Origin of the sequence: Collimonas sp., from assembly GCF_035566375.1 — a bacterium.
Lineage (GTDB): Bacteria > Pseudomonadota > Gammaproteobacteria > Burkholderiales > Burkholderiaceae_D > Collimonas.
In genome coordinates, this window is the sequence record NZ_DATMRK010000047.1 from 162,324 (window position 1) to 178,891 (window position 16,568).

Genomic DNA, 16,568 nt, shown 5'->3' on the forward strand with positions numbered 1-16,568 from the left:
GCATCAACGGTCGTCGTTACGGTATTCCACATAGGTCCGGTCGCGCAATTGGCGCAACCAGTCGTTGGTGGCTTCTTCGGTTTTACGTTCACGAATCGCCATCCGCGCTGTCAGACGCTGACGCTCCTTGGACACATCGTTGGTCTTGCGCTCCACCACTTCAATCAGGTGGTAACCAAACGGCGATTCGATCGGATCGCTGATCTGTCCCGGCTTCAACGCATCCATCGCGCGTTCGAATTCCGGCACCGTATCGCCGGGATAAACCCAACCCAGATCGCCGCCCTTGGAGGCCGACAAATCGTTCGAATACTGTTTGGCCAGATCTTCAAATGTGGCGGCCTTATTATCCAGACGCTCCTTCAAGTCGGCCAGACGACGGCGTGCTTCCGCCGCGGTCACGGTTGGCGTCACCTTGATCAGGATGTGGCGCACATGGGTCTGCTGAATCGGTGCGGCTGCGGTGTCAGTCGATGCGGCGGCGGCGGCGGCGCGCTTGTTAACCAGCTTGATGATATGAAAACCATTGGCGCTTTTCAAAATACTCGAGGTCTGGCCCGGATTCAGATTGGCGACTGCCTCCACGAACAGCGCCGGCAGGCGATCTTGCGTGCGCCAACCCATGTCGCCACCGGTCAAGGCGTCGCTGGCGTCGGAGTAAGCGGCGGCAACTGCGGCAAAATTTCCCCCCGACTTGATTTGCTGCATGGCTTCTTCCGCGCGTTTGGCACGCTGCGCAATCTGCTCGGCCGAAGCATTTTCCGGCACTCGGATCAGGATCTGCGCCAAGTCCAGTTCCTGGGCTGTTTGTTTGTTGCCGCTTTCGGCGGCGATGTAGTTGTCGACTTCCGATTCCGAAATCTGGATCTTGTTATCGACTTCGCGTTCACGCAGGCGCTGTAACAACATTTCTTGTCGAATCTCTTCGCGGAAAGCCGGGTATGGAATTTGATCGTGGGCCAGCTGCTTTTGGAAATCCGCCATCGACAATTTGTTTTGTTCGGCAATCCGGCTGATCGCACGGTCCAGCATGGTGTCATCCACCGACAAGCCGTTTTCTTTCGCCAGCTGTACTTCGGCGCGCTCAAGAATCATGCGCTCCAACAATTGTTTTTGCAGCTCGGCAACCGGCGGCAACTCGATCTTCTGAGCGCGCATGCGTTGCACCACGTCGTTCATGCGCTTGGCCACTTCCTGTTGCGTAATCACATCGGTGTTCACCACGGCAACAATGGCGTCGACTGTCTGCGGAGCTGCTTTGCTGGCAGCAGGCTTGACTGCTGGCGCAGGAGCAACAGCCGGGGCGACGGCAGGCGGCGCCGACTGATTCGACGCGGCTTGAGCCCAAGCACCACCGGCAGTAGCAGACAGCAACGAGAATGCGATTGCGGCGAGTTGGATTTGATTGGTTTTACGCATAATTGGACGAACGTTCATAAGTAAAAATGACGGATTCAACGGCTAATGAAAGAGTCGGGTTGATTAACATTCTGATAACCTGGAACACTGCTACGCAGGGCTTGCATCGGATTCGACCCGAAGCTTGACAAACCATTCAACTCAAGTTGCACGAATATACCCGTAGTCGAGCGGGTTGACGATGTCGGCGTACGCTGCCCGACGACACGGAAAACCCAGCAATCCGCTTTGTATTCAAGCCCAAGCAAGCTTTGGCCGACGGTTTTTTCCTGCAAAGAGTAGCTGACGCGGCCAACCCCGTACCAGCGACGGCTCAACGGCCATTGGGCGGATACGTCAAACTGCTTCAGATATTTACTATCCAGCAGCAGCGGATCAATGTTGTTGTGATCCAGCTGGTAGGAAAAATTGATGACTTTTTTCGGACCCGGCTGCCATTTGATGTTGGAACTGGCGCGTACCCATTGATTGTTACTCTGGCTATATTGGATAGTATTGTCGATGCCCAGCGTCGGCGACACCTGGCCGCCCGCCGTCAGCAGCAAATCCGAACGGCTGCTGGTGATGGTATCGGTAGTTCCTCCGAGTGACACACGCGGCGGGGTGAAGTAAAAACGCTGGCCGATACCCAGGCGCAAACGTTCCACACCGGACTCCTCGATGAAACGCGAAATCACCGCAGCTGTCAGTTGATTGGCGTCACCGATACGGTCATGGCCGCTATAACGGTTTTCGGTGAAAATCTGGGCAAAATTAAAATCCGCCACGCCACTGTCGAACAGTGGATATTGTCTCTGATCACGGAAGGGCGTACGCACATAGAACAGGCGCGGCTCCAGTGTCTGCGTCATCGGATTGCCAAAAAACTTTGCATCGCGCTCGAAAATCAAACCGGTATCGAAAGAAAAAGTCGGCAGCACCCGGTTAAAACTATTCCCCAGCGGCGTTTGATCCGCCGAGCTTGGAGGATTCGTGATGCCAAATTTATTCGGCGTGATGTTATAGGAGGTTGCGTCCAGCTGGATCTTTGGCGTAATGAAATAACCCGGGCGGATAATCGGGTAAGACAGCTGCGGATTGATGTAGATGCGATCGCCGCCTAAGGGCAGCAAAGTGCTTTGTGAAAAATCGTATTGGCTATTTCTGAAGCGGGTATATTGCGCGTTGACGGTCCAGTCAAAACCATAAATATCCTGCTTGCCGGCGGTCACGGTAACTTGTGGTAAACGATCGTAAGGACGACTCAGGGTCGGATTTCCATTGGCGTCAAAATCCTGCAATACCTGATAACGCGAAGCCAGCGCTGCCACGCTCCAGAATGAACCGCTATAGTTCAAATCGAATTCCCGATTCAATATCCGCGCCGAACTTTGGGTGATCGAACGCGAAAAATCGTCGGGATAATGATCATCCGAGGCAAAGTTGACATTCCAGCCCATCGTCAAGCCGGGCATCAATGTCTGCGTATGAATCGACTGCAAGGCGTAACGGTTGCTCTTGGTCAGCCTGTCGTCGGGCAGGAATTCGATTTTGGTTTGACCACGGTAGCTGTCCCCTAAATAGCGCGCGTCAGCCCCCATTTGCAAACCGCGCTGAGTGATGATGTTGGGGTAGAGCGTCAAATCGCGATTAGGTGCGATATTGAAATAATAGGGAAGATTAAACTCAAAACCGCCGTTGTTAGTGGACCCTATAATCGGCGGCAATACGCCCGACTGACGATCGTTCGTTAGCGGGAAAGACAAAATCGGCGAGCCAAGAATCGGCACGCTCTTGAAATAGAGAACGCCGTTATGGGCCAGGCCCTCACCCAAACCGCTATCAACGTCCAGCGTACTCGACTTGATATACCAGTCCGGCTTGGTGCCGGGGCAGGTCGTGTAAGTACCGGTGATAATTTTCGCCTTGTCTTCATCGATAAAATCGATGCGTTCGGCCTTGCCGTGGCCTTCATTGGCCTGAAACCAGTAAGTCGGATTGGTCAGGAAACCCTGCCCGGAATCCATATTCAGCTTGAGATCGTCGCCGGTGTATTTGTCGCCATAGCGATTCATTCGCACGCAACCATGTGCCCCCACCTCGTTCTCGATAATCCGGTAAGTTGCCTTATCAGACTTGACCTCGGTCTGGCCGCGGGTCAGATCGACATCGTTATCCAGATTAATCAGCCGATCCGGGCGGCCAGTCATCTGCTCGGCCTCCACCGTGGTCGGTGCATTGCTATCGTTGACCCGCGGCGCCCTAGCGCCTTGGGTCCCTTGCGTGGTAGGAACGGTCGGGACGGCCGCATCGGTCGATTGTGCCCATACCCAGATTGGCATGGTCGCCGCCGCGACGACCGAAGCCACCAGGACGGTCATGCGCCGCAAGGCAGGCAATTGGGACGCAGCCCGACCTGAACGTGACTGGAATTGCTTAGGGAGCGCTGAGGAGGACCGGGTCATGAAATGAATTTGGCAAACACCATAGCAGGCGATTTTTTGAAATTAATCCCTTATTATATGGGAACTCACTACCGACAACCGTATTACTGGAACGCTTAATGTCTTTATCACAGTCTGCCCCCGCCCTGCCCGATCTGCGCCAGACCCAAATTGTCGAATGGCTAACTGCGCTTAGCGCCATTCCCACCCTGCCTGCAACCCTCCGCCCAGCCTCCGCCGACGCCAGTTTCCGGCGCTATTTCAGAATCGATGCGGTCGATGGCAGAACCCTGATTGTGATGGATGCGCCGCCGCCGCAAGAAGATGTGCGGCCATTCATCGAAATTGCCGGACTGTTTGCCGGCATCGGCCTGTCGGTGCCTGAAATTCTGGCGCAAGACGTCGAACGCGGCTTTCTGCTGCTGTCCGATCTGGGTTCTACCACTTACCTGCAGCAATTGAATGACGACAGCGCGCCGAAACTGTACATGGACGCCATCGACGCCCTGGTATTGCTGCAAACCAAAAGCCAGCCAGACGTGTTGCCCGAATATGATCGCGCTTTTTTGTTGCGAGAATTGCAAATATTTCCGGAATGGTATCTCGGCAAGCATCTGAAGGCTACGCTTACCGACCAGCAAACCACGGACTTGAACCAGGTGTTCGACGCCATCCTGGCCAACAACCTGGCGCAGCCGCAAGTGTTTATCCATCGCGATTATCACTCGCGCAACCTGATGGTGCTGCCAACCGGCAATCCCGGCGTACTCGATTTCCAAGGTGCACTGTTCGGGCCGATCACCTACGATATCGTCTCGCTGTTGCGCGATGTTTATATCCAGTGGGACGAGGCGCAAGTGCTCGACTGGATGATCCGTTACTGGGAGCGCGCCAAACGCGCCGGCCTGCCGGTCCATCCGGACATCGACGCCTTCTACCGCGATTTCGAATACATGGGGCTGCAACGCCATCTCAAGATACTCGGCTTGTTCGCTCGCCTGAACCACCGCGACGGCAAGGAAGCCTATCTGAAAGATATCCCGCTAGTCATGGAGTACGTCCGCAAGACCGCGCTGCGTTACCGTGAACTGATTCCACTGGTGCGTTTACTGGACAAGCTGGAAGATAAAGCGGTGCAGGTCGGCTATACGTTCTAATTGCAACCAGAAAAAAATCCATGAAAGCAATGATTTTTGCCGCCGGCCGCGGCGAGCGCATGCGCCCGCTGACCGACACCACCCCCAAGCCCTTGCTCAAGATCCGCGGCCGGCCGTTGATCGTCTGGCACATCGTCAACCTGGTGCGCGCCGGCATCACCGACATCGTCATCAATCACGCCCACCTGGGACAAATGATTGAAGATGCCTTGGGTGACGGCAGCAAATTCGGCGCGACGATTTCCTACTCACCGGAAACCGTCGCGCTGGAAACCGCAGGCGGCGTCGCCAACGCCCGCCATCTGCTGGGAGAGGAACCGTTCGTGGCGATTGCCGGCGATGTCTACTGCCCGCATTTCGACTTCGAACAAGTCAAGAATACGTTGGAAGACAAGGATATCTGGGGCCAGCCGTATGCGCTGGACCAGCGCGACAACGCCTGGCTCTACCTGGTGAAAAACCCGGCGCATCATCCGCAGGGCGATTTCGGTTTGCACAGTTTTTCCGTCAGCAACGACGGCGAACCCGGCCACACCTACACCTTCTCCGGCATCGGCGTTTACCGGCCATCGATGTTCGACGCCGTCAGCCCCGGACAATCGGAAAAGCTGGTGACCTTGCTGCGCGAATACGCCGCGCGCGGCCAGATCGGCGGCGAAGTGTATCGCGGCGAATGGACCGACGTCGGCACCATCGAACGCCTGAATCAACTGAACGCACCGCTGTAATCGGCAACCATCGACTACAACCGACAACACCCAGCGCCAGCAAATCAACCCATTCCAGAAAGACGCCAGCATGACTCCTTACAGCACACGCCGCAGCAAACTGATTGCGCAAATGCAGGCCATGGGTGGCGGCGTCGCCATTATCTCGACCGCGCCCGAAGCCGCGCGCAATGCCGATTCCGATTTCCCCTACCGTCACGACAGCAGCTTCTATTACCTGTCCGGTTTTACCGAACCGGACGCCGTGATCGTGCTGGTCGCCGGTAAGGATGCAAAGGCGATTTTGTTTTGCCGCGAAAAAAATCTGGAGCGGGAAATCTGGGACGGCTATCGCTTCGGCCCTGACGCTGCGCGTGAACAGCTCGGTTTCGACGCCGCGTTTGCGATCGACGCCATCGATACCGAAATGCCGAAACTGCTAGCCGATGTACCGGCGATTTTTTACTCGCTAGGTAAACAAGCCAATCGCGACAGCCAATTGCAAGGCTGGCTCAACAAACTCAGCGGCCAGGCCCGCATCGGCGTCAGCGCGCCGGCCACCATCCACAGCCTGGATCCGCTGCTGGCCGAGATGCGTCTGTTTAAAGACGCGGGGGAACACGCGATCATGCAACGCTCCGGACAAATTGCCGCCGGCGCCCATAAGCGCGCCATGCACCTGGCCCGCCCAGGCTTGCGCGAATACCACCTGGAAGCCGAATTGCTGCATGAGTTCCGCACCCAAGGCGCGGAATCGCCGGCTTATACCTCTATCGTCGCCACCGGCGCTAACGCTTGCGTGTTGCACTACCGCGCCGGCAACACCGAGCTGAAAGACGGTGACCTGGTGCTGATCGACGCCGGCTGTGAATTCGAAAGCTATGCCTCCGACATCACCCGCACCTTTCCGGCCAACGGCGTCTTCTCGGGCCCGCAAAAAACTTTATATGAAATCGTGCTGGCGGCACAGCATGCAGCGATAGCCGCAACCCGTCCCGGACAGCGCTTCATCGATGGCCACAATGCGGCGCTGCGGGTGCTGGCGCAGGGCATGCTGGATACCGGCCTGCTGGATAAAAACAAAGTCGGCACGCTGGACGACGTGATTGCCAAAGGCGATTATCGTCAGTTTTACATGCACAGCACCGGCCACTGGATCGGCCTTGACGTGCACGACGTCGGCGCCTACCGTGAACCCGGCGAAGCTGCTGCCGAAGGCCAGCAAAAACCGTGGCGCAAGCTGCAGCCCGGCATGGTCACTACGGTTGAGCCTGGCATCTACGTGCGGCCAGCCGAAGGGGTGCCGGAACAATACTGGAATATCGGCATCCGCATTGAAGACGATATCCTGGTCACCGCGGACGGCAACCACAACCTGACCAGCGATGTGCCGACATCGGTGGCCGAGATCGAAGCATTGATGCGCAAATGACGCACGCTGCTCCCACCATCGTTGTGTTCGACCTCGGCGGCGTTCTCATCGACTGGAACCCGGACTACCTGTTCCGCAAGCTGATCACCAATGAGACCGAGCGCAAATGGTTCCTCGCCAACATCTGCAGCGGCGAGTGGAATCTCCAGCAAGACGCCGGCCGCCCGCTGAGCGAGGCCACCGCTATCCTCAGTGCTGAGCACCCGGATCATGCGGAGCTGATCGAAGCTTTTTATGCGCGCTGGACGGAAATGTTAGGCGGCGCGCTGGCCGAAGGCGTGGCGATTTTCGAGGCGCTGGAAACGGCCGGCGTGCCGTTGTTTGCATTGACCAACTGGTCGGGCGAAACTTTCCCCTATGCCTGGAACAACTATCCATTCCTGCAGCGTTTCAAGGATGTGTTGGTGTCCGGCGATGAAAAACTGATCAAGCCGGATGCCCGTATATACCAACGCATGCTGGAGCGGATTCGCAAACATTATCCCGATGCGCAACCGCAACAACTGGTGTTCATCGACGACGTCCTCAGAAACGTCGATGCGGCGCGCGCACTCGGCTGGCGCGCCATCCATCACACCTCGCCGGAATTAACCGCAGCGCAATTGCGCGCATGGGGATTGCCAGCATGAACAAACCAGTCGATCAGCCGCTGCCGATAGAAGTCGACATCGCCATCTGCGGCGCCGGCCCGGTCGGCTTGAGCCTGGCTGCGCTGCTGATAAAACGTGGCGTGGCGGCGGCTCGCATTGCTCTGATCGATGCCAAGACAGTCGAACAGGCAAGGCAAGATCCGCGTTCTCTGGCGCTCTCCTACGGCAGCCGCCAGATCCTGCAAGAGATCGGCGCCTGGCCGATCGCCGCCACCGCGATCCATCAGATCCATGTATCGCGCCGTGCACATTTCGGCCGCACCCTGATTCAACGCGAAGAATTCCAGCTGCCGGCGCTTGGTTATGTGACTCGCTACGGAACCCTGGTAACGGCTTTGGCAGCACTGCCGTCTTTGGCAGATATCCATCTGCTGAGGCCGGCGCAAGTCAGCGCCAGCACCGAACAGGACGATCATGTGGAGTTGCAGTTGTCAGATGGCCGTTCCCTACGCAGCAAATTGCTGGTGCAAGCTGAAGGCGGCCTGTTCGGCGCCCAGGACGATAAGTCGCTGCAACGCGATTACCAGCAAGTCGGCATCGTCGCCCATGTCCAGAGCAGTGCGCCGATTGCACACCGCGCCTTCGAACGCTTCACCGACCAGGGACCGCTGGCGCTGCTGCCGCAGGATGACGAGCACGGCCACAACTACGCCTTGGTATGGTGCGTGCGCCCGGCGACGGCAAGCCAGTTGCTGGCGCTGGATGATGCAGCGTTCCTGGCGGCGTTGACACAGGCTTTCGGCGGCCGGCTTGGACGTTTTACTAAAATCTCGGCACGCAACAGTTTTTCGCTGGGCTTGAATGCACGCCCGGGAGCTACGCTCAGAACCGTGGCAATTGGCAACGCCGCTCAAACCCTGCACCCGGTTGCCGGCCAGGGATTGAATCTGGGCTTGCGCGATGCAACGGTGCTGGCGCGTTTGCTGGCCACCGACATAACGCCGGACGCACTGCAACGGTTTGCCGCCACCAGGCAGTCAGACCGCAGTTTGACGATCCACCTGACCGATATCATGGCGCGGATTTTTGCCAGTGCGCCCGACGGCGCCATATCGCAAACCCTGCTCGGCTTATCGCTCGGACTGGTGGATGTGGTGAAGCCGGCCAGACGCTTGCTTGCGCAACAAATGATGTTTGGGCGACGCTAAACTTCGCTTCACTCGCACCATAAAAAAAACCGCGCCGGTTTTACCTGGTGCGGCTTTTTTTTATGGGAGTGGTCAACGCTTACTTAGCCCTTACTCAATCGCCTTCGCCATATCCTCAATCACCTTCTTGGCGTCACCAAACACCATCATGGTTTTATCCATGTAGAACAGCTCGTTGTCCAGTCCGGCATAGCCGGAGGCCATCGAACGCTTGTTGACGATGACGGTCTTGGCTTTGTAGGCCTCCAGGATAGGCATGCCGGCAATCGATGACTTCGGATCCTTGGCGGCCGGATTGACGACGTCGTTGGCGCCCAATACCAGCACCACGTCGGCCTGGGCGAATTCGCTGTTGATGTCTTCCATCTCGAACACCTGGTCGTACGGCACTTCGGCCTCGGCCAGCAAGACGTTCATGTGGCCCGGCATGCGCCCGGCCACCGGGTGGATCGCGAACTTGACGGTGACACCCTTGTGCGACAGCTTTTCAGCCAGTTCCATCAATGCGTGCTGGGCACGCGCCACCGCCAGGCCGTAGCCGGGAACGATGATGACGGTTTCGGCATTCCCCAACAGGAACGAGGCATCGTCGGCGGAGCCGGATTTCACCGGGCGCTGGGCTTGTGCACCACCTGCCGTTGCGGCAGCTGCGTCGCCGCCAAAGCCGCCCAGGATCACGTTGAAGAACGAGCGATTCATCGCCTTGCACATGATGTAGGACAGGATCGCGCCGCTGGAACCGACCAGCGATCCGGCGATGATCAGCATCGAATTGTTGAGCGAAAAACCGATGCCGGCAGCCGCCCAGCCTGAATAGCTGTTAAGCATCGACACCACTACCGGCATGTCGGCGCCGCCGATCGGGATAATGATCAGCACGCCTAGCGCAAACGCGATGATGGTCATCAGGATGAAGGGCAGCCAGGACTGGGTCAGCACAAAGATGATTCCCAGCCCCAGCATCGCCACGGCCAGCAACAGGTTGATGAAATGCTGCCCCCTGAAGCTGACCGGTGCGCCCTGGAACAGGCGGAATTTGTATTTCCCCGAGAGCTTGCCAAATGCAATCACCGAACCGGAGAAGGTAATCGCACCGACGAAGGTGCCGATAAACAGCTCGATGCGGTTACCGACCGGCAGCGCCTCGCCGTGGGCAGCGATACCGAAAGCCCAAGGCTCCGACACCGCAGCCACCGCGATACATACTGCCGCCAGGCCGATCAGCGAATGCATCGCCGCCACCAGTTCCGGCATCTTGGTCATCTCGACGCGTTTCGCCAGGAAAGCGCCGATGCTGCCGCCCACCACCACGCCGCCGGCCACCAGCCAGAAACCGAGGCCGGCTCCTTGCGATTCAGCCTTCAGTTTGACGATCAAGGCAATCGTGGTCACCACGGCAATCGCCATGCCAGCCATGCCGAATACATTGCCGCGCCGCGCTGAAGTCGGATGCGACAAACCCTTGAGCGCCTGGATGAAGCAGACCGAGGCGATCAGGTACAACATCGTCACCAGATTCATACTCATTGCTGGGCTCCTTCTTTAGCAGCAGGTTTTGCCTTCGGCTCTTTTTTCTTGAACATTTCCAGCATGCGCTGCGTCACCAGAAAGCCGCCGAATACATTGACAGCCGCCAGCGCCACCGCCAGCGTGCCGGTAACCTGGCCGACCATGCCTTCGGTCAAGCCGGCCGCCAGCATGGCGCCGATGATGATGATCGCAGAGATCGCGTTGGTGACCGCCATCAGCGGTGTGTGCAGGGCAGGTGTAACGGTCCAGACCACGTGGTAACCGACGTAGATCGCCAGTACGAAAATGATCAGGTTGGTGATGGTGTGCGTGACTTCCATGGTTTCCCTTTGATAGAAGGACAGCGCTGAAAACTCGCGCAGTTGACTTAACTACTCGCTTTAGATTTTCTTCAGGCCGGTGATGCGGTTGTTGTCATCGACAAACACCACTTTCGGCACATAGCTGCGCGCCTCTTCGTCAGACAGCGGCGCATAAGTGCAAATGATCAGCAAGTCACCCAGATGAGCGCAGCGTGCAGCGGCGCCGTTCAGCGAAATTTCGCCGCTGCCGCGTTTGCCGCGGATCGCATAAGTTGAAAAACGCTGGCCGTTGTTGACGTTGTACAGCTCGATCTTTTCAAACTCGCGAATGTCGGCCGCTTCCAGCAGGTCTTCATCTATCCCGCAAGAACCCTCGTAGTGCAGGTCGGCTTGGGTAACGGTTGCGCGATGAATTTTTGCGCGCAGCATGATGCGTTGCATATCTTGTTTCTCCAGTTTACGAAGGCGCCGGCCAAAGCCGGTTGCCCCTTACAGCTATTAATTAAATCGGTACTTGTTTCGGCAACTTAGTTGGGTCGCTTATTTGCGCAGCACTTCGCCGCCGCTGCATAGCAAGGTGCCGGCAACGATATCGTCCTCGCGATTAATCACCAGGCCGCCTTCGGCATTGATGATCAGCTTGAGGAAATCGAGCAGGTTGCGCGCATACAGCGCCGAAGCGTCGGCCGCCACCAGCGCCGCCAGATTGCCTTCGCCGATGATGTGGACGCCGTGCTTGATGACGGTCTTGCCGCTCTCCGACAAAGGGCAGTTGCCGCCCTGGTCGACCGCCATATCGAGAATCACCGAACCCGGCTTCATCGCCCTGACGGTGTCTTCGCTGATCAGCACGGGTGCTTTGCGGCCGGGGATCAGGGCGGTGGTGATAATGATGTCGGCTTGCTTGGCGCGCTCATGCACCAGTTCGGCCTGGCGTCGCATCCAGTCGGCCGGCATCTGCCGCGCATAACCGCCGACGCCTTGGGCAATTTCCCTTTCTTCATCCGTAATGAAAGGCACGTCCAGGAATTTTGCGCCGAGCGACTCGATCTGTTCTTTCACGGCCGGCCGCACATCGGAGGCCTCGATCACTGCGCCCAGACGCTTGGCGGTGGCGATCGCCTGCAAGCCGGCCACGCCGGCTCCCATGATCAGCATGCGCGCCGCCTTGACGGTACCGGCGGCGGTCATCAGCATCGGCATGAAACGCTGATAGGTATTGGCCGCCATCAACACCGCCTTATAACCGGCGATATTGGCTTGCGATGACAGCACATCCATCGATTGCGCGCGCGAAGTGCGCGGCGCAGCTTCCAGCGCAAACGCCGTCAGGCCGTGACTTGCCATAACAGCAATATTGTCGGCATCAAAAGGATTCAGCATACCGACCACGACCGTACCGCTTTTCAGCAGGGTCAGCTCGTCGGCGCTGGGAGCACGCACTTTGAGCACGGTTTCCACGCCGAATGCTGCTGCAGCCGTCACCACCTCGGCGCCTGCCGCAGCGTAGGCTGCATCGGGAATGCTGGACGAAATGCCTGCACCGGACTGCACCAGCACCTGATGTTTGGCTGCCACCAGCTTCTTTACCGTCTCCGGAGTCGCTGCAACCCGGGTTTCGCCAGGCCGCGTCTCGGCGGGGATGCCGATTTTCATGTACTTCTCCCATTAGTGTTAAGAATCTCCCGGAATCTTACACGGAAAAATTGCGGCCCAACAACCATAGGTCTTGATGTAGGTTATTTATCCTAAAATTAATCCCTGGTTGCGACTATGACTACAATTACCTCGCCTCTCCGTGCTCCGTGAGCACATCTCATCGAAAACCGGCAGGCAAGTTAAAATATCGGATTAACCGAGGAATTTATGACTGACGTTTGGAAACCCTCCGTCACAGTCGCCGCCATCATAGAGCGCGACGGCCGCTTCTTGCTGATTGAAGAAGCGACCAGTGACGGCATCCGCATCAACCAGCCAGCCGGCCATCTCGATCCCAACGAGTCGCTGCTGCAGGCGGTGGTGCGCGAGACGCTGGAAGAAACAGCGCACGATTTCATCCCTACCGCGCTGGTTGGCATGTATATGGCGCGTTATATTTCGGCGCGTACCGGAAAAGCGGTCACTTACTTACGCTTCGCTTTCTGCGGCGATCTTGGCGCCGAACACGATCAGGCGCTGGATCATGGCATCTTGCGTACCCTGTGGCTGTCGCGCGACGAACTGGCGGCTTGTCCGGAGCGTCACCGCAGTCCGCAAGTGTTGCTATGCATTGACGATTACCTGCGCGGCCAGCGCGCACCGTTAGCCATGCTGAACACCCACCCAAGCGCCTATGGAGTGGCTCATGTCGAATAAGTCAAATAAAAAACGCGTGGTCATCGGCATGTCGGGCGGGGTCGATTCCTCTGTCTCGGCCTGGATGCTGAAGCAACAGGGTTATGAAGTCATCGGCCTGTTCATGAAAAATTGGGAAGACGACGACGATTCCGAGTACTGCTCGACCCGGCAGGACTGGATCGATGCGGTCAGCGTCGCCGACGTGATTGGCGTCGACATTGAAGCGGTGAATTTTGCCGCCGAGTACAAAGACCGGGTATTCGCCGAATTCCTGCGCGAGTATCAGGCTGGCCGCACCCCCAATCCCGATGTGCTGTGCAATGCCGAAATCAAATTCAAGGCCTTCCTCGATCACGCCATGAAGCTGGGCGCTGATCTGATCGCCACCGGTCATTACGCTCGCGTGCGGCAGGCCGATTCCGGCCGCTTCGAGTTGTTGAAAGCGGTTGACGCCAGCAAGGATCAAAGTTATTTCCTGCACCGCCTGAACCAGTCGCAATTGTCCCGAACCTTATTCCCGCTGGGTGAAATCCAGAAAACCGAAGTGCGCAAGATCGCCGAGCAGATCCAGTTGCCGAATGCCAAGAAAAAGGACTCGACCGGCATCTGCTTTATCGGCGAACGGCCATTCCGCGAATTCCTGAATCGTTATCTGTCCTACCAGCCGGGGCCGATGAAGACGCCGGACGGCGATGTGGTGGGCGAGCACGTAGGCTTGAGTTTTTACACGCTGGGCCAGCGCAAGGGCATCGGCCTGGGCGGCATGAAGACGCACAAGAACGCCGGCGGCGACAGCGATCCCTGGTATGTGGCCAGGAAGGATGTAGAAAACAACACTTTATACATCGTTCAGGGACACGATCACCCCTGGCTGCTGTCATCGACGCTGCAGGCCGGCCAACTCAGCTGGGTTGCCGGTGAAGCGCCGGACAGCGGCCGCTTGTCGGCCAAGACGCGCTATCGGCAGGCTGACATGGCTTGCAGATTTGACAGCCTGCTGCTGCCTGAAGCGGAGAATTTCGCCCTGAAATTTAGCGATCCGCAATGGGCCGTCACTCCCGGCCAGTCTGCCGTGCTGTATGACGGCGATGTCTGCCTCGGCGGCGGCATTATCGAGTCATCGGGCAACGCTGCCTGATACTGGTTTTGCATCTTTTAATGATGCAAAACCAGCTCTTTCCCCGCTGGTCGTCCTGACCAGCCTCTTTCCCAAGCTTTGCCACAGCTCGTTTTGTTGTGCATATACAGCAATTAGTTCCTTTTTATTATTTCTATTTCAGGAACAGTAAATTTCCAGTATGACCATTTATTGTTGATTGTGAAGTCTCTACACTTTGCTTCATCGATGGGCGCAACACACAAGCAAGATCAAAAATGCAAGTGCGCCGCTCACCGAGGCAGGACCCGACGGGCTGCAATCTCGCCTGTACCGCCGAGCCCGGTGCCATCAACCTACTGGAGAAAAAAATGAACACCAAACAATTTATCGCAGGTCTCGCAATCTTAGCCGCCGCTGGCAGCGCCATGGCCGTTACCCCATATCCACCTGAAACACCGTTCGTCTCGACCAAATCGCGTGCCGATGTCCAGGCTGAGCTGGTGCAAGCTCAAAAAGACGGTTCGCTAGCTGTGGCCAGTAATTCCTACCCTGTGGTTGCGGCCGCAGGCAAGCCAGTCAGCCGCGCTGAAGTCGTGAGCCAAGTCAGCAAGGCAGAGCCATCGGTCTACAGTGGCAACTAAATTGTCAAGTTGCAAAAGCATCTGATGCGACACTGACTCCGCGAATTTCCGGAGTTACGCAAAACGCCAGCAATGCTGGCGTTTTGCTATTATTCGTTCATATCCCAGCGCACCGCCAAACCTCGGAGCTGAGCTAGACGCAGGTGCCCCAACAGATCCAAACGTTCAGATCTCTCAAGTCACATAATTCGGGTTCACATGCGGTCATATTTTCCCTCCAAGTCTTATCCTTCGGTCAGCCTGTTGCTGGCCTGTTCCCTGACGCTGTTGTTAAGCGCCTGCGCTGATTTTTCAGGTATCAACCCGCAATCGAAACTGACGGACGGCAACTCTCTTTCTGCCGGCGCCGCATTGAGCAGCGCCGCCAACACTGCATGGCCGACCAGCGCATGGTGGCAAAGTTATGGCGACCCGCAGCTGGATACCCTGGTACAACAAGCGATTGCCGGCAGCCCCAACCTGAAAATCGCCCAGGCCCGTATCCGCCAGGCATCGTCATTGGCCGGCGTGGCGCGTGCCGCCACCCTGCCCAAGGTCGGCGCCGAAGCTAGCAGCACCCGCGGCTTGTACTCCTCTGAATACATCTTTCCGCCACCGCTGGGCGGCAGCTGGAACTGGGACAACGAAATTACCGTCAAGGCCAGTTACGATCTTGACCTGTGGGACAAAGATCGCAGCGAGCTCGAATCGGCGCTCGATACCGTCCATGTGAGCGCCGCCGAAGCCCGCAGCGCCCAGTTGAATCTGGAAGTGGCCGTGGTGCGCGGCTATTTGCAGCTGGCGACCGAATATGCATTGCACGATATCGCCAGCTCGACGCTGACACAGCAAACTTCGATCGCCAACATCGCCCAACGAAAACTGGCGGCCGGCCTTGGCACCAGGCTGGAACTCAGCCAGGCCCAAACCGCATTGCCGGAAGCGCGTGCCAATATCGAAAAAATCGACGAAAACATTGCCTTGCTGCGTAACCAGATTGCCGCCTTAAGCGGTAAAGGCCCCGGCGGCGGCGATGCAATCCAGCGGCCACAACTGGCGGCGCGCCTGGTTGGCGTTGACAACAGCACGCCACCCGCCATCGGTTTGCCCGACAATGTGCCGGCGCATCTGATCGGCCGCCGTCCGGACGTGATTGCGCAACGCTGGCGGGTCGAAGCCATGGACAAGAACATCGATGTTGCCAAGGCGGCGTTTTATCCGGATATCAATATCTCCGCCTTCATCGGCTTGCAAGCGCTCGGCTTTACCCATTTCCTGAGTTCATCTGCCGGCGTGCGCGGCGCCGGGCCGGCGATATCGCTGCCGATTTTCGAAGGCGGCCGCCTGCGCGCCAATCTCGGCGCTCAAACCGCCGCACTCGACGCTGCGATCGAAAGCTACAACAACACCCTGGTGCAAGCCCTGCAAAGCGTGGCCGACCAGATCATCAAATTGAAATCGCAGCAACAGCAACGCGGCCAATCGGAGCAGGCGCTGGCGCTGGCTACACAATCCTACGATCTGGCCAAGCGCGCTTACCAGGCCGGCCTGACCGCCAATATCAATGTGATTCAAACCCAGTTGGTGCTGCTGCAGCAACAGCAACGCGTGACACAGATCCGCGCCGGTTATCTGGATAGCTGGGCGCAGCTGATGCAGGCGCTGGGCGGCGGCCTGGGTGACGACTTGCCGCAGCCGGCAAACGCCGCCGCCAGCGCTAGCTCTGCAGAAAAATAAGCGACGC

General features: G+C 57.6%; 15 protein-coding genes. 9 read left to right on the forward strand and 6 right to left on the reverse strand.

The genetic code is table 11. From position 1 onward, the window contains the following. Positions 1 to 3 precede the first annotated feature (3 nt). Together VNZ60_RS15615 and VNZ60_RS15620 are read right to left on the reverse strand one after the other, a co-directional pair. On the reverse strand, positions 4 to 1,419 hold the full coding sequence (locus VNZ60_RS15615) for a peptidylprolyl isomerase (RefSeq protein ID WP_325660664.1): 1,416 nt from the start codon (positions 1,417 to 1,419) through the stop codon (positions 4 to 6). A gap of 35 nt (positions 1,420 to 1,454) precedes the next feature. Further along, the gene (locus tag VNZ60_RS15620) at positions 1,455 to 3,740 is read right to left on the reverse strand and encodes an LPS-assembly protein LptD (protein ID WP_325660665.1); all 2,286 of its coding nucleotides are present in this window, start codon (positions 3,738 to 3,740) and stop codon (positions 1,455 to 1,457) included. Between the two features lie 221 nt (positions 3,741 to 3,961). On the opposite strand from VNZ60_RS15620, the gene VNZ60_RS15625 reads away from it, so the two are divergent. The 5 genes from VNZ60_RS15625 (at position 3,962) to VNZ60_RS15645 (ending at position 8,936) form a co-directional block, all read left to right on the forward strand. Next, positions 3,962 to 4,999 carry an aminoglycoside phosphotransferase family protein gene (locus tag VNZ60_RS15625; RefSeq protein ID WP_325660666.1) on the forward strand — a complete coding sequence of 346 codons (1,038 nt, stop codon included), beginning with the start codon at positions 3,962 to 3,964 and terminating at the stop codon, positions 4,997 to 4,999. Positions 5,000 to 5,019: 20 nt separating this feature from the next. Further along, a complete protein-coding gene (gene murU / locus VNZ60_RS15630) occupies positions 5,020 to 5,727 on the forward strand; it encodes an N-acetylmuramate alpha-1-phosphate uridylyltransferase MurU (RefSeq protein ID WP_325660668.1) in 708 nt (235 codons plus the stop codon). Positions 5,728 to 5,797: 70 nt separating this feature from the next. Beyond that, entirely contained in the window at positions 5,798 to 7,138 is a 1,341-nt protein-coding gene (gene pepP / locus VNZ60_RS15635; RefSeq protein WP_325660670.1) for a Xaa-Pro aminopeptidase, read from the forward strand. Continuing rightward, positions 7,135 to 7,767, forward strand: a complete 633-nt coding sequence (locus VNZ60_RS15640; protein ID WP_325660671.1) for an HAD family hydrolase — start codon at positions 7,135 to 7,137, stop codon at positions 7,765 to 7,767. Before pepP ends, VNZ60_RS15640 begins: the two co-directional genes overlap by 4 nt. Beyond that, complete coding sequence (locus VNZ60_RS15645) at positions 7,764 to 8,936, forward strand: UbiH/UbiF/VisC/COQ6 family ubiquinone biosynthesis hydroxylase (RefSeq protein WP_325660673.1); 1,173 nt, start codon at positions 7,764 to 7,766, stop codon at positions 8,934 to 8,936. The genes VNZ60_RS15640 and VNZ60_RS15645 overlap by 4 nt, the downstream gene beginning before the upstream one ends. Positions 8,937 to 9,026: 90 nt before the next feature. On the opposite strand, the gene VNZ60_RS15650 is transcribed toward VNZ60_RS15645, so the two are convergent. The 4 genes from VNZ60_RS15650 to VNZ60_RS15665 form a co-directional block, all read right to left on the reverse strand. Further along, positions 9,027 to 10,463 (reverse strand): NAD(P)(+) transhydrogenase (Re/Si-specific) subunit beta, encoded by a 1,437-nt coding sequence (locus VNZ60_RS15650; protein ID WP_325660675.1) that lies wholly within the window; start codon positions 10,461 to 10,463, stop codon positions 9,027 to 9,029. After that, positions 10,460 to 10,786, reverse strand: coding sequence for an NAD(P) transhydrogenase subunit alpha part 2 (locus VNZ60_RS15655; protein WP_211467806.1), 327 nt, complete (start codon positions 10,784 to 10,786; stop codon positions 10,460 to 10,462). The genes VNZ60_RS15650 and VNZ60_RS15655 overlap by 4 nt, the downstream gene beginning before the upstream one ends. A gap of 60 nt (positions 10,787 to 10,846) precedes the next feature. Beyond that, complete coding sequence (gene panD, locus VNZ60_RS15660; RefSeq protein WP_211467808.1) at positions 10,847 to 11,209, reverse strand: aspartate 1-decarboxylase; 363 nt, start codon at positions 11,207 to 11,209, stop codon at positions 10,847 to 10,849. A 99-nt stretch (positions 11,210 to 11,308) separates the two neighbouring features. Next, the gene (locus tag VNZ60_RS15665) at positions 11,309 to 12,424 is read right to left on the reverse strand and encodes a Re/Si-specific NAD(P)(+) transhydrogenase subunit alpha (protein WP_325660679.1); all 1,116 of its coding nucleotides are present in this window, start codon (positions 12,422 to 12,424) and stop codon (positions 11,309 to 11,311) included. 210 nt (positions 12,425 to 12,634) lie between these two features. On the opposite strand from VNZ60_RS15665, the gene VNZ60_RS15670 reads away from it, so the two are divergent. From VNZ60_RS15670 to VNZ60_RS15685, 4 genes are all read left to right on the forward strand, one after another. Beyond that, the gene (locus tag VNZ60_RS15670) at positions 12,635 to 13,123 is read left to right on the forward strand and encodes an NUDIX hydrolase (protein WP_325660681.1); all 489 of its coding nucleotides are present in this window, start codon (positions 12,635 to 12,637) and stop codon (positions 13,121 to 13,123) included. Beyond that, the gene (gene mnmA, locus VNZ60_RS15675; RefSeq protein ID WP_325660683.1) at positions 13,113 to 14,243 is read left to right on the forward strand and encodes a tRNA 2-thiouridine(34) synthase MnmA; all 1,131 of its coding nucleotides are present in this window, start codon (positions 13,113 to 13,115) and stop codon (positions 14,241 to 14,243) included. Before VNZ60_RS15670 ends, mnmA begins: the two co-directional genes overlap by 11 nt. 329 nt (positions 14,244 to 14,572) lie before the next feature. Further along, positions 14,573 to 14,845 (forward strand): DUF4148 domain-containing protein, encoded by a 273-nt coding sequence (locus VNZ60_RS15680; protein WP_325660685.1) that lies wholly within the window; start codon positions 14,573 to 14,575, stop codon positions 14,843 to 14,845. A 198-nt stretch (positions 14,846 to 15,043) separates the two neighbouring features. Beyond that, positions 15,044 to 16,561 (forward strand): efflux transporter outer membrane subunit, encoded by a 1,518-nt coding sequence (locus VNZ60_RS15685; RefSeq protein ID WP_325660687.1) that lies wholly within the window; start codon positions 15,044 to 15,046, stop codon positions 16,559 to 16,561. Positions 16,562 to 16,568 lie beyond the last annotated feature (7 nt).

What these genes read in the sequence shown, in the direction of transcription:
- VNZ60_RS15650 (WP_325660675.1), bottom strand. Translation starts at nt 10,463, where the DNA reads ATGAGTATGAATCTGGTGACGATGTTGTACCTGATCGCCTCGGTCTGC.
- VNZ60_RS15670 (WP_325660681.1), top strand. Translation starts at nt 12,635, where the DNA reads ATGACTGACGTTTGGAAACCCTCCGTCACAGTCGCCGCCATCATAGAG.
- VNZ60_RS15625 (WP_325660666.1), top strand. Translation starts at nt 3,962, where the DNA reads ATGTCTTTATCACAGTCTGCCCCCGCCCTGCCCGATCTGCGCCAGACC.
- VNZ60_RS15620 (WP_325660665.1), bottom strand. Translation starts at nt 3,740, where the DNA reads ATGCCAATCTGGGTATGGGCACAATCGACCGATGCGGCCGTCCCGACC.
- VNZ60_RS15645 (WP_325660673.1), top strand. Translation starts at nt 7,764, where the DNA reads ATGAACAAACCAGTCGATCAGCCGCTGCCGATAGAAGTCGACATCGCC.
- VNZ60_RS15680 (WP_325660685.1), top strand. Translation starts at nt 14,573, where the DNA reads ATGAACACCAAACAATTTATCGCAGGTCTCGCAATCTTAGCCGCCGCT.
- panD (WP_211467808.1), bottom strand. Translation starts at nt 11,209, where the DNA reads ATGCAACGCATCATGCTGCGCGCAAAAATTCATCGCGCAACCGTTACC.
- VNZ60_RS15685 (WP_325660687.1), top strand. Translation starts at nt 15,044, where the DNA reads ATGCGGTCATATTTTCCCTCCAAGTCTTATCCTTCGGTCAGCCTGTTG.
- VNZ60_RS15640 (WP_325660671.1), top strand. Translation starts at nt 7,135, where the DNA reads ATGACGCACGCTGCTCCCACCATCGTTGTGTTCGACCTCGGCGGCGTT.
- VNZ60_RS15615 (WP_325660664.1), bottom strand. Translation starts at nt 1,419, where the DNA reads ATGCGTAAAACCAATCAAATCCAACTCGCCGCAATCGCATTCTCGTTG.
- mnmA (WP_325660683.1), top strand. Translation starts at nt 13,113, where the DNA reads ATGTCGAATAAGTCAAATAAAAAACGCGTGGTCATCGGCATGTCGGGC.
- murU (WP_325660668.1), top strand. Translation starts at nt 5,020, where the DNA reads ATGAAAGCAATGATTTTTGCCGCCGGCCGCGGCGAGCGCATGCGCCCG.
- VNZ60_RS15665 (WP_325660679.1), bottom strand. Translation starts at nt 12,424, where the DNA reads ATGAAAATCGGCATCCCCGCCGAGACGCGGCCTGGCGAAACCCGGGTT.
- pepP (WP_325660670.1), top strand. Translation starts at nt 5,798, where the DNA reads ATGACTCCTTACAGCACACGCCGCAGCAAACTGATTGCGCAAATGCAG.
- VNZ60_RS15655 (WP_211467806.1), bottom strand. Translation starts at nt 10,786, where the DNA reads ATGGAAGTCACGCACACCATCACCAACCTGATCATTTTCGTACTGGCG.